The organism is Colwellia sp. MB3u-8 (genome assembly GCF_014076985.1).
GTDB lineage: Bacteria > Pseudomonadota > Gammaproteobacteria > Enterobacterales > Alteromonadaceae > Cognaticolwellia.
Genome location: NZ_JACGVA010000058.1, coordinates 325,025 through 341,455, shown reverse-complemented (window position 1 = coordinate 341,455; position 16,431 = coordinate 325,025). Strand labels below are relative to the sequence as shown.

The 16,431-nt window shown below is 40.4% G+C and carries 11 protein-coding genes; 3 read left to right on the top strand and 8 right to left on the bottom strand.

Going from position 1 to position 16,431, the window contains the following annotated elements; translation table 11 throughout:
• Positions 1–4 precede the first annotated feature (4 nt).
• On the top strand, positions 5–2,290 hold the full coding sequence (locus H4J54_RS06250) for a xanthine dehydrogenase family protein molybdopterin-binding subunit (RefSeq protein ID WP_182190041.1): 2,286 nt from the start codon (positions 5–7) through the stop codon (positions 2,288–2,290).
• Between the two features lie 157 nt (positions 2,291–2,447).
• Here H4J54_RS06250 and H4J54_RS06245 read toward each other — a convergent pair whose 3' ends face one another.
• The 3 genes from H4J54_RS06245 to cynS form a co-directional block, all read right to left on the bottom strand.
• Complete coding sequence (locus tag H4J54_RS06245) at positions 2,448–4,151, bottom strand: bifunctional protein-serine/threonine kinase/phosphatase (RefSeq protein ID WP_182190040.1); 1,704 nt, start codon at positions 4,149–4,151, stop codon at positions 2,448–2,450.
• Positions 4,152–4,478: 327 nt separating this feature from the next.
• Positions 4,479–5,291 (bottom strand): formate/nitrite transporter family protein, encoded by an 813-nt coding sequence (locus H4J54_RS06240; RefSeq protein WP_182190039.1) that lies wholly within the window; start codon positions 5,289–5,291, stop codon positions 4,479–4,481.
• Between the two features lie 178 nt (positions 5,292–5,469).
• Positions 5,470–5,910 (bottom strand): cyanase, encoded by a 441-nt coding sequence (gene cynS / locus H4J54_RS06235; RefSeq protein ID WP_182190038.1) that lies wholly within the window; start codon positions 5,908–5,910, stop codon positions 5,470–5,472.
• A gap of 337 nt (positions 5,911–6,247) precedes the next feature.
• Between cynS and H4J54_RS06230 the strand changes: the two genes are divergently transcribed.
• Positions 6,248–8,119 carry a sigma-54-dependent Fis family transcriptional regulator gene (locus H4J54_RS06230; protein ID WP_182190037.1) on the top strand — a complete coding sequence of 624 codons (1,872 nt, stop codon included), beginning with the start codon at positions 6,248–6,250 and terminating at the stop codon, positions 8,117–8,119.
• A gap of 186 nt (positions 8,120–8,305) precedes the next feature.
• Here H4J54_RS06230 and H4J54_RS06225 read toward each other — a convergent pair whose 3' ends face one another.
• Together H4J54_RS06225 and H4J54_RS06220 are read right to left on the bottom strand one after the other, a co-directional pair.
• A complete protein-coding gene (locus H4J54_RS06225; RefSeq protein WP_182190036.1) occupies positions 8,306–11,215 on the bottom strand; it encodes an EAL domain-containing protein in 2,910 nt (969 codons plus the stop codon).
• 316 nt (positions 11,216–11,531) lie between these two features.
• Positions 11,532–11,972 (bottom strand): MarR family winged helix-turn-helix transcriptional regulator, encoded by a 441-nt coding sequence (locus tag H4J54_RS06220; protein ID WP_182190145.1) that lies wholly within the window; start codon positions 11,970–11,972, stop codon positions 11,532–11,534.
• Between the two features lie 141 nt (positions 11,973–12,113).
• Between H4J54_RS06220 and H4J54_RS06215 the strand changes: the two genes are divergently transcribed.
• Positions 12,114–12,542 (top strand): organic hydroperoxide resistance protein, encoded by a 429-nt coding sequence (locus H4J54_RS06215; protein WP_182190144.1) that lies wholly within the window; start codon positions 12,114–12,116, stop codon positions 12,540–12,542.
• Positions 12,543–12,936: 394 nt separating this feature from the next.
• Here the strand turns inward: H4J54_RS06215 and H4J54_RS06210 are convergent, their stop codons facing one another.
• The 3 genes from H4J54_RS06210 to H4J54_RS06200 are packed head-to-tail and all read right to left on the bottom strand — an operon-like array spanning position 12,937 to position 16,052.
• Positions 12,937–14,466 (bottom strand): ABC transporter permease, encoded by a 1,530-nt coding sequence (locus tag H4J54_RS06210; protein ID WP_182190035.1) that lies wholly within the window; start codon positions 14,464–14,466, stop codon positions 12,937–12,939.
• A 9-nt stretch (positions 14,467–14,475) separates the two neighbouring features.
• A complete protein-coding gene (locus H4J54_RS06205) occupies positions 14,476–15,186 on the bottom strand; it encodes an ATP-binding cassette domain-containing protein (RefSeq protein ID WP_182190034.1) in 711 nt (236 codons plus the stop codon).
• Positions 15,186–16,052: a putative selenate ABC transporter substrate-binding protein gene (locus H4J54_RS06200; RefSeq protein WP_182190033.1), complete on the bottom strand. Its 867-nt coding sequence runs from the start codon at positions 16,050–16,052 to the stop codon at positions 15,186–15,188. Before H4J54_RS06200 ends, H4J54_RS06205 begins: the two co-directional genes overlap by 1 nt.
• Between the last annotated feature and the right edge of the window lie 379 nt (positions 16,053–16,431).

Here is a 16,431-nt window from a genome sequence, read left to right as displayed (position 1 = left end):
GCGTATGGCAATGAAAAATATTAAAGATGCAAAAAATAATGTCAGCTTATCACGCCGTCGATTTTTAGTTGGTTCGGTCAGTGGTTCGCTGTTAATGGCTTTTGCCCCCTTAGTTGGCGCAGTAGGCTTAGGTGACAGTCCTCAAGAAACATTGAAAAATAAATTATTTTCCCCAACGGTTTGGTTTGAAATCAACCCATTAGGTGAAGTGAACATTAATATTGCTAAGGCAGAAATGGGCCAACATATTGGCACTGCACTAGCACGGGTTGTTGCTGATGAACTAGGGGCTGATTGGTCTAAAGTCTCCATCACGCATGTCGACACCGATCCTAAATGGGGTTATATGGTCACGGGTGGTTCATGGTCAGTTTTTCAAACATTTAAGCCCATGTCTCAAGCGGGTGCTGCAGGGCGTATAGCCTTAATAGAAGCGGCAGCGAAAATCTTAAATTGCCCTGCAGAGCAATGTAGCGTAGAAAATGGCGCGGTACTTTATCAAGATCGCTCAATTAGTTTTGGTGACATTGTTGCCAAAGGCCATTTTAATCGTGCCTTTACACCAGAAGAGATTAGCGCTTTACCGTTAAAACCTGCAAGTAAAAGAACCTTAGTAGGAAAACCGGCCTTAGCGCTTGATATTCCCGCTAAAACTAATGGCTCAGCCGTTTATGGTATTGATATAGAGTTGGCCGGTATGGTCTATGCTCGCCCGATTATTCCACCGACCCGATATGGCAGTAAAGTCACGAATGTTGACGACAGTGCCGCCCAGAAAATCAAAGGTTATTTGGGTTATTATCTCTTGCAAGACCCGAGTGACCACCTTCAAGGTTGGGTTAGTGTCGCGGCTGATACTTATTATGGCGCAATTCAAGCGGCTGATGCCTTAAAGGTTAGCTATCAAGTGGGTAAAACAGCTAAGGTCAGTGAGCAAGATATTCTCCAAGAAGGAGAGCGCTTAGTTGCCGATAAGAGCGAAGGCGGATTGTTTATTGATGAGGGCGATTTCTCAGCGGCAAGCACTAAAGCCGATAAAGCGATTGATGCGGTTTATCGCACGCACACCGTTTTACACTTCGCTTTAGAGCCGGTTAACGCCACCGTAGAAGAAAAAAATGGTCTTTGGCATGTTTATACCGGTAATCAATGGCAGTCATTAACTTTGCCAGCCATTGCTAAAGCGCTGCAAGTAACGGATGACAAAGTTGTTATGCATCAGCAATATCTTGGTGGTGGTTTTGGTCGTCGTTTATTTGGCGATTATGCGATACCTGCGGTATTAACCGCTAAAGCAATTGGCAAGCCAGTAAAAATGGTATTTACTCGTGAAGATGACTCTAGATTTGATCAACCCAGATCGCCGTCTGTCGTCTCGTTTCGAGCGGTGTTTGATCAGGAAAATAAATTTACCGGTATGGAGCATGCACTGGCTGCCGGTTGGCCAACCTTAGCCATGGCACCAGGATTTATGCCTGAAAGCTTAGATAAAAAAACGCGTGTTGATATGTTTTCTACCAGTGGTGCCGATCACTGGTACAGCATGGACAATCATCGTGTGCGCGTGGTCAATAATAGCCTAGCACAAGAAACCATACTGCCGGGTTGGTTAAGATCTGTTGGGCAGGGTTGGATTGTTTGGGGACTAGAATCATTTATTGATGAAATTGCCCATCAAAGCAAAACTGATCCGATTGATTTTCGTTTATCCATGCTTGACGGTTTAGGTAAACAAGCCGGTAAAGCGCCAGAAAGTGTTGGTGGCGCAAAGCGATTAGCGAATGTACTCAACATTCTTAAGCAAAAAACCAAAGAGGTTAAACTCGCTAAGAATGAAGGCATAGGTGTTGCGATAAGTTCGGGACAAGAACGTACCATGCCAGCTTGGATGGCTTGTGCTGCTCAGGTTCATGTAGAACCTAGCTCAGGAAAAATAACCGTTAAAAAGCTCACCATGATTGTTGATGCTGGTGTTATTGTTCACCCTGATGGCGCATTAGCGCAAGTTCAAGGCTCTATGCTCTGGGGCACAAGTTTAGCTTTACATGAACAAAGCCCGATAGAAAATGGCCAGGTGAGTAATCTCAACTTAAACAGCTACTCACCATTACGTATGAGTGACGTACCTGAGCTCGATATTGAATTTGTTGAAAGTGATGAGTTTCCTGTCGGCTTGGGCGAACCTGGCGTAGTATCGATAGCACCCGCGATAGCTAATGCTATTTTTCAAATAACGGGTGTTAGAGTGCGAGATTTACCTATTACCGCTGCAGCAATCAAAAATGTTTAAGCAATAAATTTTGTCACTTTAAATTTAGTTATAGTGAGTCATAAAGACTAGAGTTAACCCGTTTATTAAAGCCCTTAGTTGTCTTCATAGCGACTAAGGGCTTTTTATTTTCATCTTCCAGCCTAAATGTGCAGGCACATTTAGGCCTCAATATCTTTTAAAGTGCCTGTACAATCAACATCAGCAATAGAATAAGACTAACCCATTGCCAAAACATGACAGGATCACGCTGCATTAACGGCGGCTTAGTTTTTGCTAAAAATAACTTATTCGGCTGTCGCAAGTCATGAATAAACTCTGATAGCACAGAGTAGCGTTTTAAGGGGGCAATTTTTAAGGCGCGTTCAAGTGTATCGTCAATCCAAAGGGGTAATTCAGTATTATCATTGATCATCGATTTATAGTTGAGCTTACGTTGCGCTGATACGCTGTTCGCTTGTGCTATTTCACGACCATATGGAAATTTACCTGATAACATTTGATAAGTGATCACGCCCAACGAATAAAGGTCAGATGCCTGTGTGCCTAAATGTCCTAAAAAATATTCAGGGGCTGAATAACGAATGGTACCGCGCATAATTTCTTCGTTGTCAGCATCGGTAACACCGGCAATAAAGGTTGAGCCAAAGTCTATTATTTTTACCGTCTTAGTATTGTCGATCATGATATTAGCTGGGCGTAAGTCTTGATGTATCATGTCTTGGCGGTGAAAAGCTTGTAAGCCTTTTGCGGTTTGCTCAATAATATTTCTAACTTGTTCTAAGCTTGGTTTTGGATGGTCTATCATCCATTGATTTAACGAAATGCCATCAATAAATTCTGTCACTAAATATAAATAATGACGTTTTCTTTTCGGAAGAATCGCTTTAACAACATGTGGATTGTTAATGCGTTTAGCTATCCATTCTTCTAGCATAAAACGCTCAAGGTATTGCTTGTCGGTTCTTAATTCAGTGGATGGCGTTTTTATCACTAGGGTTTGCTGTGTGTCGTTGTCGCGAGCTAAAAAAACATGGCTTCGGCTACTAATATATATTTCGCGGATAATTTCATAACCATCAAACTGCATTCTGGGTGAAAGTCTTGGCGGTAATGGCAATAAGGTGAGTTGATGCACTTCATCAAGCTGATAGCTGGGCACGTTATCAATACGGACAATTTGAACACTGAGGTTGTCATCACTTCCTAAGGCAAGTGCTTGTGAGATTATGGCATCAGCAGCATTATCTAAGCTCTGGGCATTGTTAATGCTATTAGCGATTTGAGCATTACTTAAAAAATCGTAAACGCCGTCAGTGGCAATAATATAGATATCGCCTTGCTCAAGTAGCTGGCTTTGATAATCAATGTCAAATGTTTGGTTAATCCCTAAAGCGCGGGTTAAATAGCTAACATCGACGGAAACAACTCGGCGGTGATCTTCGGTTAATTGCTCTAATTGTTGACCTGATAAACGATAAATTCGTGTATCACCTGAATGAAAAAGATGGGCCGTATTTGACTTTAATATCAGTGCACTGAAGGTGCAGACGTAGCCTTTGTCTTTATCAAAACGATAAGGGCTATTACGTGTTTGTGAATAAAGCCATGAATTAATCGATTTAATGACTTTTTGTGCAGAATTTTTAACAGACCATGAATCAGAGGTACAGTAGTAGTCCTCTAAAAAACTCGATATTGCTGTTTCACTGGCAATTTGGCTGACGTTACTTGAGCTAATACCATCAGCCATAGCAAATACAATCCCTTTGCTGCTAAGCATGGGTTCTTTAGGAATGATGCTGCCGAGAAAGTCTTGATTGATTTTTTTTCGACCTTTATTGGTCGCGCCGCCAATACTCACAGTTAATGCTTGACTCATTACTTGTTTCCAATGGATTAAAATTAGCTTAAATCGGTAAAGTTTGAAGCAATAAAAAGACTTAGTAACCTAAATTACGAAGTCTTTTATCTACATTGATATTATTCCAAGTTGATTAATTACCTGATCATTTTTAATGATTACAATGAAAAATACGGCGTTATAAAATTTATAAGTAGCATAATTACAGACTAAATTTTATGGCTTGTATTTAGCCATTTTTCCTCATGAAAAAGTAGTTCACTTATTTAATCAAATGGGTATTCGTTATTTATTAATTGACTCATACAAGCTTATGCTTTGAATAAACCATTGATAAAGAATGAATTAAGCAATTTTTCTGCTTGGCGATGTTTTAACATGTGTAAAGTATAATGGTAAACCTACTAATAATAAGCCACCGACAAGGTTACCTAATACCGTTGGAATTTCGTTCCATACCAAATAATCATAAACAGTAAAGTCACCCCCCATGATCATTGAGAATGGGAATAAGAACATGTTAACAATTGAATGTTCAAACCCCATAAAGAAGAACAACATTACGGGCATCCACATGGCGGCCATTTTAGCACCAGCAGAAGTAGAGATCATCGCACCAACCACACCCATTGATACCATCCAATTACATAACATGCCACGGAAGAATATAGTGATCCAGCCGCTTAAGCCATGTTCTTGGTAACCTACGGTTCTTGCTTCACCAATACTTGCTACTTTAGCTGCAATAGCACCGCCGTCAGCCGAATAACCATAGGTTAAAATAAAGGACATTAAAAAGGCTGTGGTCATTGCTCCGCCAAAGTTACCTAGAAAGACCAAGCCCCAGTTACGCATTACACCGCCAAAGGTTACACCAGGACGCTTGTCTAATAAGGCTAATGGTACCAGTGTAAATACACCAGTGAGTAGATCAAACTTCATCAAATAAAGCATGATAAAACCAACAGGGAAAAGACAGGCGCCTAAAATAGGGCTACCTGTTTTAGTTGCCACCGTAATCGCAAATATCGCAGCTAGGCCTAAAATAGCGCCAGCCATAAAAGCACGTATAAGAGTATCTTTGGTAGACATGTAAACTTTCTGTTCACCTGCGTCCACCATCTTGGTTACAAATTCACTGGGTTCTATATAAGCCATTGTTATATCTCTATTTAATAGTAAGGTTAATTCATTTTACTGTTTACCTAACAAAGCAAGTTGAATGCCAGTCATGTAACGCATTGATTTTTAATGAATATGTAGTTTTTGACTTGATTTTTTTGGCTTTATTTGCCAGCGTTGCACAACTTTAATTAGCTTGGTGCACCAAATAAGATCACCATGATTTATAGGGTAAAAATTTACCATTCAAGGTTAAAATGACTCTATCGCCTTTTGGATTTTCTTCTTTTTCTACTTCCATAGAGAAGTCGATAGCACTCATGATGCCGTCACCAAATTTTTCTTGAATAACCTCTTTAAGGGTATCGCCATAGACGCCTACCACTTCGTATATACGATAAATTAATGGGTCTTGTGGTACTGACTTATCCCACTCTTTGGTTGGGTAGGCCATTAAGGCTTGCTTTGTGTTTTTAGGTAAGGCTAAAAATTCAATTATTTTATCAGCTTCAACTTCAGGCCAACTGTTCATTCCTAAACAGGCGGAGGTTGTCCAAACGATAGACATACCCACAGCGTCTGCAATATTCTGCCAACTAAGTTCTTTTTCATTTTTGATTGCAAATATTGCTTCAGTTACATCGAGCTTATTCATGTGACTTCCTTAAGATTAAAAATATTATTTTATTAAGTTAGCTGTTTAATCTTGGTGCGTTATTGTCAATACAGTGCAAGCACTTTAAATTACGCGTTGATTTAACCATTAAACGACTAACCTTGTTATCTACTGACATTAACAATTGCGAAAACTATGCCAATAGCTCGCACTTAATTAAACTACTGATTTTTATTGATATTAATTATTTTACTGGTCTGTGCAAGGCAACGATATTTCGTGATAAACGATATTTCGTGCTGTTTGTCACGAAATATCATTGCTTGGCTTAGAAATTGAATGGTGGGGTTAGTTGATAAGTCATCAGGAATATTTTATGCAAGCGAACTTATTTTTAAATGCACCTAACGCACTGTTATATATTGATCCTTTTAATAATAAAATTTTGCAGTTAAACCACAAAGCTGCAGTATTATTTGCTATCGAAAGCGACGTTGAGCTAGAAAATAATACGTTAACAAAGGTTAGCGTAACGCAGTTTTTTACTGGCTGTTTAGATAAGTTAATTCACTTTACTCAACAAATATTAGCGCAGGGCGAAGCGTGGACAAACGATCTATTTCTTACCATTAATAATGAAAAAATATATTTAGATATTACCGCTAGCACTTTAGACAATAAGCTTTTGTTCTCTTGTCAAAGCGCCAAAGTGACTTATGCCCGTTACCACCAAGCAACAGCGCAAGCTAAATATAAAGCGGGTATTGTCCATTGGAATGCCAACGAAAGTGTATTTGAAGAAATTGAGCGACAAAATCAATTGTTACTCAGTGCGGTAGGTGATGGCATATATGGCGTAGATGTTGACGGGAATACCACCTTTGTAAATGCAGCGGCCGAGCAAATATTAGGCTGGAAAAAAGCAGAACTTGTCGGGAAAAGTATTCATGACGTGATTCATCATTCGCATGCCAATGGCGAGCATTACCACGCTTACAAATGCCCGATTTATGCTGCTTTTAAAGATGGAGAAGTACACAGTGTTGATGACGAAGTGTTCTGGTCAAAAAGTGGTATGCCAGTGGCGGTAGAATATAAAAGTACCCCAGTAACTGAAAATGGTTTATTAATCGGCGCCGTAGTTATTTTTCGAGACATAACACAAAGAAAGTCTATTCAAGCTAAATTGTTAAACGCTTTAAAAGAGGTAGATACACTAAAAGAGCGTCTTGAAATGGATAATGCGTATTTGCTTGAAGAATTAAATGCAGATTTTAATCATCACCAGATCATTGGTCAGAGTATGCAGGTGCAGCATATGGTTAATCAAATAGAATTAGTGGCAGCTACTAATGCGAATGTCATCATTACTGGCGAATCAGGTACAGGTAAAGAGTTAATTGCTAGAGCGATTCATGAAGTCAGTGAACGAAAAGCCCGGCCATTAATTAGAGTTAATTGCGCGGCAATACCGGCAGACTTATTTGAAAGTGAATTTTTTGGTCATGTAAAAGGCGCTTTTTCAGGCGCAATATCAGACCGAGTTGGACGCTTTGAACTGGCAGATGGCGCGACTATTTTTTTAGATGAAGTCGGTGAAATTCCTTTACAACTGCAAGGGAAATTATTACGGGTATTACAAGAGCAGCAGTTTGAGCGGGTAGGAGAGTCGAAAACCAGACATGTTGATGTCAGAGTTATTTCAGCCACGAATCAAAAATTAAAGACCTTAGTCCAGCAGAATAAATTTAGAGAAGACTTATATTTTAGGCTTAATGTATTTCCTATTCATTCACCGGCATTACGAGAGCGTAGCGATGATATTCCGCTTTTAGTAACACATTTTATTGATAAAGTGTGTTTAAACTTTAATCGACCTAAACCACAAGTGTCAGTTTCGCAAATGCAGTATTTAATCCAATACCCTTGGCCCGGCAATATTAGAGAACTGGAAAATATTATTGAACGTCAGATAATCTTAGCCAAAAGTAATAAAATAAACTTCGAATTTTTGGCTAATGAATCTGTATTTAATCATGAATCATTTAACCCTAAAGTTGCTCCGCAGTTGATGAGAGTAGAAGAACAAAAATCACTTGAAAAAACCAACTTGGCTAATGCGTTAAGACATTGCCAAGGTAAAATTTATGGTGAGAAGGGTGCTGCTCAGCTATTAGGTTTAAAACCGACAACATTGGCGTCAAAGCTAAAAAAATATGGCCTAAACCGTCAGGAATTTACGCCTTAATCAGGTGATAGCAAGTGGCTGTTTGATGTTATAAGAATACTATAGACTACACATTTACCATATTTTATTATCTTGACGATTGAGAGCCACGTTTTGATTATTTTGCGTTAAATTAATCCTATGTAGACCTGAGATGACTTACCAACTTCTGGCTGCCTTGTACTTATAATAGTTGCAGCATATTATTTAGGGTAGCCAAGCTTGATAAGGCTGCCAACTGCTCAGCCAGGTTGGAATGTCACTGGCGGGCATCGGCCTTGCTATGCCGTAACCTTGTGCTAATTTACAACCCAGTTGTAATAAAGCCGTACCATGCTCAACAGTTTCTACTCCTTCAGCAATCACCTCAAGCTGGAAGGCTTTCGCCAAACTAACAACAGCCAAAACAATGGCTAAGTCATCTGCGTCAGTGAGCATATCGCGTATAAAACTCTGGTCTATTTTAATCAGGTTGGCGGGTAGGCGTCTGAGGTACGTTAGGGAGGAATATCCAGTACCAAAATCATCTAGGGCAAACTGCACACCCAAGTCAATACAAGCTTTCATGGTCGTTATAATATAGTTGATGTCACTAAAGGCACTGGTTTCTAATACTTCTAATTCTAACAAATGAGGCGACACATCAGAGTGTGCAGCTAATAATATCGCCAAGCGTTTAACAAAATCAGCTTGTTGGAGTTGATAAGCACTGATGTTGACACTAATAGGCAGTGTGATGCCGATATTTTTCCATTGGCTTATTTGGCTCAGCGCGGTATCGATAACCCATTCACCTATCTCTAGGCTAATGGCGTGATTTTCTATTAGCGGTAAAAAATCTAGTGGCGGCACTAAGCCGCGGACAGGGTGTTGCCAGCGGATCAATGCTTCAACGCCCACGACTTCTCCTGTAGGCATATTCACTTTCGGTTGATAATACAAAACGAACTCATGTTCATTAAGTGCTGTTCTGATATGACTGATGTTTTCTAGTTTGAGGTTAACGGCGTCATCGAGGGCGCTATCAAACAAGTGATAACAATTTTTACCTGCTTTTTTCGCCATATACATGGCTTGGTCGGCATGACGGAGAAGTATATCGGCATCGGCATCATCTTGAGGATAGATCGCAACACCTATACTAACGGATACTTTTAATACCACATCGTCAACAGTGATAGGCTTTGATGCGGCAAGAAGTAAGCGTTTTAATGCCATTTTGTAATCTTCAGCGTTAACTAAATCATTTAATACGGCGACAAATTCATCACCACCGATACGGGCAAGTGTGTCCACTTCACGTAAGGTATCACTCATACGCCCAGAGATGATAATAAGTAGTTCATCACCGACCGCATGGCCATAGGTATCATTGATATCTTTAAAACCATCTAAATCCATAAAGATAACCGCGAGTGAGTTATGATGGCGTTGGCATTGCAGCATAGCTTGGTTTAGTCGATCAGCGAATAATGCACGATTAGGTAGCTTAGTTAAGGCGTCAAAATGGGCCATCTCTTCTAGTTGACATTGATGAACTCTTTGCAGGGTAATATCACTAAAGAGGGCAACATAATGGCTGACTTTGCCGACAGCATCTTTTACGGCACTGATGGTGATGCCAGCAACATATTTTTCACCATTTTTGCGATGACTTAATATTTCACCAGCCCACTGGCCAGAAGATTTAATGACTTGCCACATTGCGCTATAAAACTCAGGTGGATGACGGTCTGTTTGGAAGAAACCTGGGGCTTGGCCAACGACCTCCTCGCGGGAGTAACCGGTAATGTCAACAAATGCACTATTAACATCGATAACAATATTTTCAGCATCGGAAATAACAATACCTTCTAGGGCGTGGGTGAATACACTCGCGGCAAGAGTGAGTTCATTTGCTCGTTTATCTATCTCTTGATTTTGAAAAGCCAGTTTTTCGTTGGCAATAATGAGTGCTTTTTTGGCTTGTTTACGTTGGCTGATATCTCGAACAAGCGCATTAAATTCAAAGCCATCGGCGAGCTTAATAAAAGAAATAGTTAACTCTATCGGAAGACTATGTCCGTCTTGATGTAATGCTTCAACCTCAATTATTTTATTGAGAATAGGCCCTTCACCCGTGACCATAAAATGCTCCAAGCCCTTTTTATGTGCAGCACGCAATGGTACTGGAATAATCAGGTTTGCCAGTTCCTGTCCTACAGCTTGCTTATTTGTCCAACCCAAGATACCTTGTGCTTGAGCGCTCCAGCCAACAATATCGCCTTTGGCATTCATCTGAATTAATGCATCTTGTGATGTATCCATCATGGCATGCAGACGTGCTGCATCTTCGTTCACTGTATTAATTAGCTGCTTGTATCGGAGAAAATACGGAATGATAATCGCGGGGAGTAATAGTAGCAATATCATCACAGTGACCATTAAGGCTAAGGTGTTTGTAGCAAGACCATCAATGACTTTATCGGGTGTTTGTGGAATAAACTGCAGCGCTTTCATCGCGCTATAGTGCATAGCAGAGAAAGCTAAGCCCATAACTACCGCACTCACTATGTGTTTTTTAGTTATAAATTTGTATTGGCTTTGCTGAATAGCTTGAGACTGTATTTTCAGTGCCGCTATGGCCAATGCCACCGCAATAAAGCTGGCAAGATACACTAAACCCGCGTTATGAAACATCACTGTGTTTGATCTGATGGCGGCTATGTTTATATAGTGCATCAGGCTGATAGCTGAAGCCAATAACAATCCAGCGGCTAATAGTCGCAAATAGTTAAAGGCTTGCTGTGTTATCAACCACATAACCATGCTACAAGCACAAATGACCGGCAGCACAGACAAGATTATTGTGGGTAGATCATAGCTAACTGGCATTGCAGGCTTTAATGCTAATATGCCAATAAAACCCATGGCCCAAATACCTATGGCCATCACTGAAGCAGCGAATAAATTCCAAGCTATTTTTTGACTGCTTTGGCGACTGGAAATATTTCGCTCGACCATACCAAAAGCACTGAATGATGACAAGATAGCAATAAGGATGGATAGCAAGACTAATATAGGATCATAAGCTGTAATCAGTGCTTCAACAGTTACAACATTATAGTCGGGATTCATTGCTATCAAACCTCAAGCACTTAATGAAAATTAGGCATATTGCATTTTAATATAGCTTATCCACACTAAGTTTCAAGCCGCACTGAAAGCTTGATCTGTAGGCTTTTGCTATTATGAACATACGAATTTTTTCAGTTAACTATCATCTTGTATTGTTTGTATCCATTAATAATGAGCAGATTGATTGATGACAGCATTAAGCTTAACTTTATCGTGACGCTGACTTTTGAGCCGATTATATTAACGTTATGGCCAATCTAGTTTTGCTAATTTAGTGTTAGTTTACGTTAAAAACTCATGCGCTAAAGATCTTGGTTTAGGACTTTTCGGCTAGATCATTCACCACTAAATCGAGTAATTGCATTAGCTGGTTTGCTTGCATGCGGTCGATACTATTGAACCTGCAGCTTATTTCATTAGGAATGTTTACCGCCTTTATTTTCAAGGCCTGGCCATCTTGAGTTAGCTCAACAAGACGCTTGCGCTTGTCGTGTTGGTCTTTAATTATTTCTAACAAGCCTTTGTCAGCCATTTTCTTTAAAATTTGTGTCATGGCACCACCATCAATCACGGTTTTTTCTACCAGCGCTGCTATGGTTATTTTGTCTTGTTCCCATAATGCCATCATAACCACATATTGTGGATAGGTTATATTAAGCTTCATTAGTGGCTCACGATAAGCACGAACAATGCTGTTTGAGGCCATATATAAACGATGACACAGCTGATTTTTGAGCGTTAATTGTTCAAATGAGATAAGTTACTCCTTGACGTGATATTTTAAGTGATATTTCAAGCCACACTTTAATTTGCACACAAAGTATTTGCAATCAGTATTTGTTTACTATATTGTTTTGCACGCAAACTAAATTTAAATTATTGTCACTTGGAGTTAATGATGAACGTATTAGAAAATATTGCTTACACAGCAAAAGCAACAGCAACCGGTGGTCGTGAAGGTATAGCAAAATCTGACGATGGCCGTTTAGAGCTTGCATTATCTACACCTAAAGGTTTAGGTGGTGATGACGGGCAAGGTACAAACCCTGAGCAATTATTTGCTGCAGGCTATGCAGCTTGTTTTATTGGCGCACTTAAATTTGTCGCGGGTGAAGAAAAAACCAGTTTACCCAACGAGACTTATATTAATTCAGCAGTGTCTATTGGTGCTATTGACGGTGGTTTTGGTATCGCGGTTAAGCTAGCAATATCATTAGGCGATATGGATAAAGCACAAGCACAAACCATGGTAGATAAAGCGCATCAAGTATGTCCTTATTCAAATGCGACTCGTGGCAATATTGCCGTGGAACTTTCAATTATTTAATAGGCCACATAAGTTGATATAAAAGCGCGCATTGCCAACAGCAAGAGCGTGTTTTTTTGTGCCTGTAATAATCTGCCTTTAATAGTGTGGGGGTAATAACTTAATCAAGCTATTACCTTGATTTATCTCCCTAAGCTATAATTTATTTTAAACTTACCAAGCGCTAATATACCTGTCTTATAGCAAAAAAAAGCCGTTTTATGCCAAAAAATGCGGTTATGAGATGTTCAAGTTGCCATTTTCATGTAATATTTACTGGCTAACGGCCTTTTCATTTTACAAAAGCACAGGCTTAACATTAACCAAGTTCATGGTGCTGCGATTTTATTTGCAGCTTGCTCACCAACAAATAAAAGCAGGGTTTTGCCAAAGTTGACTAGCAAAGTAGCCATACTTAGCAGCTTGTTTGGCTGGTTTGCTCAAATTTGAGCAGCCGTCTAGAGATAATATCAATGGCGACATTCAGCAGGGCTGTACAGGTGATAAGAATGAGTGCGTTACTATAGCGTATTTCGCTGAAATTACTGTCGATATAAAACCCTAAAGTCATAATGCCTAAAATACCAAACACGGCGGTTTCTCGCACTATGATCTCAAAACGATAAAACATCAAAGCCATCATACTGGGATAGATAGTTGGCATGATGTGGTAGTTAAATTGATTTAGCTTACTTATCTGCATTTCTTGGGGCGCAATAGCGTTACTTTGTTTTACCGCCAAGTAAGCGATAACACAGCCATTATGTATGGCTAAAGCAATAATAGCAGGTAGCATTGATGGGCCAAGCAGCATTAAAAAGATAAAGGCTAAGATATATTCAGGCACTGAACGACCCATTAATAAGCTCAATCGGCCGAGCCAAGTTAGGGGCGCAGGCCATAGGTGCTTACTCGCCATCATATGGGCGCTTAAGCTAACAAAGTGAGTGGCTGCCAAAGCTAGTAGTGCCAAGGTAATGGTGGCTATTGCCCCAGGAAGAGCTTGCTCTGAGAGCAAAGCGCTAAACCAAGCTGTGACTGATGACCATTGAACCTCAGCCAATGTCGCCGCGTTTGCTATGGCGGGAGGTAAAATATCATGGCTAATAAAACGTACCAGTAAGCTACTATCGATGTCAGGAATATCTATCAGTGTCACACAGGCAATCACCAGATAAACCCCGAGTAACTTAGGTGGGCACCAGTAACGAATGGTGCCGATAAGAGCAATAAATATCATTAATAACGCGGCTCCCTCGCTATAGTTTCCCTGTCTAAAAGCCGTTTCCATGTAAAAACCTAGCGTTGGCATACCGATAAAGCCGAGTACGGCGCTACTGCGCAGGGCACATTCAAAACGGTAGCGCGTGTAACTCATCAGTTGCGGTATAACTTGGGCGATTTTACCATAAGTGAAACGGCTAATCATATCGGCACGGCTATCAATACTTTCTAAAGGGCTATCTGACGATTGATTGATGATATCGTGAAACACGCGGGCAAAAGTGGCGGCAAATGGGATGCTAATGGCCAAAATTCCGGTCAGGGGAGACAGCCCAAAAACTTGTAAAAATAGCAGTGCCCAAAAAATTTCATGAATGGCCCGCAAAAAAGCACAGCAGCTGGATATTAACGGGTGTTGGTATATTAGTGCGAGGGGAGCACCCAGTACTAAGCCTAAACAGACACCGATAATGGCAAAGTTAACGGTTTGCATTATGGCTTGTAATAAGTATTCAGTGGCAAAAAAATCAGGGGTGATTAACCCATTTGCCATACGAGTTAACTCGAGGAAAGGGTCAAAATTCACAATTTCTATATCAGCAAAAGGCAGAATAATCAGGGCAATAAGCCAGATTGATAACGTGACTTTCTGCCAATAACCTAAAGCATACTGGGGATTTTTCAATGATGGTATTGGTTGCAGCTGCTTGGGTTGCGACATAAAAGCAACTTACGCGCTTGCGCTAGTTTGATATAGCGCCGTGATTTGCTCTTGGTTGATACTCTGCTGTTGGCTATCGAGTATCAAGCGACCTTTATCTAACGCGATAACACGGTCAAAAGCACTGATGGCTAAGGCTCTGTCATGAATCACCATAATGACACTGTTGTGCTGCGCTAATACGGTGTTGAGTAGTCTTGATGTCATTAAGGGATCTAGCGCTGAAAAAGGCTCATCGCCGATAAAAATATCTTGTTGTTGATACAAAGCTCTGGCTAAGGCTACTCGCTGTCTTTGCCCACCAGAGAGTTGATCCACTTTCTTTATTAAGGGTTGGTCTAATTCTAACTGCTGACAAAGTGCTGCAATATTGTGTAAATCTTGCTTTAAAGGTCTCATTAAGTTGACTAAGTTGTATAACCAGTGGTGTCGAGCTAAAGCACCCATAAATATATTGTGATAAATACTGAGATTATCCACTAAACCCTGGCGCTGTGAACACAGGGCCGCACGAGCTGTTAACGCTTGATAAATATGGTGTAGCAGACTAGATTTTCCCGCACCAGAGGGACCGATAATCGCAACTTTCTCACCTTCATTGATGGTCAGGCTCAGATCAAAAATCACCTGAGTAGAGTGCTTGTTTTTACCGGTTTTTTTACGGGAATTAGCGCTAACAGTTTTATCATAATGAAGGTTTAGGTTGGCAAGGGTGAGCATTAATCGATAAGCCCTATTTGTTTCGCCACGTCTTCCACAGGTTGAAAATCTTTGTTTTGAGCTTTAACAAAAGCAGAACGTGGAAAACTTTTTAACAGCTCAGGACTATTCATATTGAGCAATGCAGCTTGCACTTTGTCAGTAAAGCCGGCGCCAAAATTGGCTTCAACATCAGCACGTATGGTCCATTGGTAATCAGGGTAGGTGGGGCTCTGCCAAATAACCTTAACTTTATTAGTGTCTATTTTACCGGCGGCGAGGGCACTTTCCCACACTTTATAATTTACCGCACCCACTTGGTAAGTACCTGATTGAACTTGCACAATAGTACGGTTATGGTCGCCCGAAAACCCCACCCGTTTAAAGGCTTGTTGTGGTTTTTGCTTTAAGTGCTGCTCGATATAATATTGCGGCATCAATCGACCTGAGGTTGAACCTTTTGAGCCAAAGGTAAAGGTTTTGTTGGTAATATCAGGAAAACGCTCACTCAGTGCTAAGCCTGTGCTGTAGTGGGCAATAAAGTAGCTTTTAAAAAACTGATCTTCATAACCTTGTGCAATCGCTTGCGAGCCTGGCACTAATCGTCTGGCTTGTACCCCAGATAAACCACCAAACCAAGCAAGCTGCACCTGATTATTTCTAAAGGCGGTTACCGCTGCTGAGTAAGACTTAACGGGAACATATTTTACCTCAACGCCAAGTTGCTTGGATAAATAGAGGGCAACCTGCTCAAAGCGGGTTCTCAGCTGAGACTCATCTGCATCGGGTATAGCGGTAAAAGTAAAGGTGACCGCACTCGCGTTGGCACCTACAAAAAGGCTTAGGGTTAACGCACATAGTGCGAATAATTTGGTCAGTTTTTTCATCATATATCTTTTTATTAGCGCTTTATCATGATCATTAATGCCATAAAATTGCCAGTGTTCAGTGCTGCATTATCTCTTAAAATAAGCATTAACACACTGTTTACGGATAATAATGTGTGTTGATGCTAGAGAAGAGGGTTTAATTACCTTTTTTAGAAGCTGTTACTTAATTTAGTGCTAGAAAAATTAACACAGATACTGAACGTTAATTGACCCCCTCACCCAAATAAAACTAATAATAAGACAACTAGTGGGTACTGCTTACAAAAGATAAAATGTCTTACTTGATTCGAATTCTGGCATTGATCAGAAGTGGTCAAGTTAACGAGAAACTCAAGGTGTGTTCACTGTCGCACAGGCAGTTTAGAAAAGTACGAAT

Excerpts from the sequence above, each read along its gene's own strand:
- H4J54_RS06205 (WP_182190034.1), bottom strand. The coding sequence starts at position 15,186 with ATGCTCACCCTTGCCAACCTAAACCTTCATTATGATAAAACTGTTAGC.
- H4J54_RS06245 (WP_182190040.1), bottom strand. The coding sequence starts at position 4,151 with ATGAGTCAAGCATTAACTGTGAGTATTGGCGGCGCGACCAATAAAGGT.
- H4J54_RS06200 (WP_182190033.1), bottom strand. The coding sequence starts at position 16,052 with ATGAAAAAACTGACCAAATTATTCGCACTATGTGCGTTAACCCTAAGC.
- H4J54_RS06225 (WP_182190036.1), bottom strand. The coding sequence starts at position 11,215 with ATGAATCCCGACTATAATGTTGTAACTGTTGAAGCACTGATTACAGCT.
- H4J54_RS06240 (WP_182190039.1), bottom strand. The coding sequence starts at position 5,291 with ATGGCTTATATAGAACCCAGTGAATTTGTAACCAAGATGGTGGACGCA.
- H4J54_RS06215 (WP_182190144.1), top strand. The coding sequence starts at position 12,114 with ATGAACGTATTAGAAAATATTGCTTACACAGCAAAAGCAACAGCAACC.
- H4J54_RS06210 (WP_182190035.1), bottom strand. The coding sequence starts at position 14,466 with ATGTCGCAACCCAAGCAGCTGCAACCAATACCATCATTGAAAAATCCC.
- cynS (WP_182190038.1), bottom strand. The coding sequence starts at position 5,910 with ATGAATAAGCTCGATGTAACTGAAGCAATATTTGCAATCAAAAATGAA.
- H4J54_RS06250 (WP_182190041.1), top strand. The coding sequence starts at position 5 with ATGGCAATGAAAAATATTAAAGATGCAAAAAATAATGTCAGCTTATCA.
- H4J54_RS06230 (WP_182190037.1), top strand. The coding sequence starts at position 6,248 with ATGCAAGCGAACTTATTTTTAAATGCACCTAACGCACTGTTATATATT.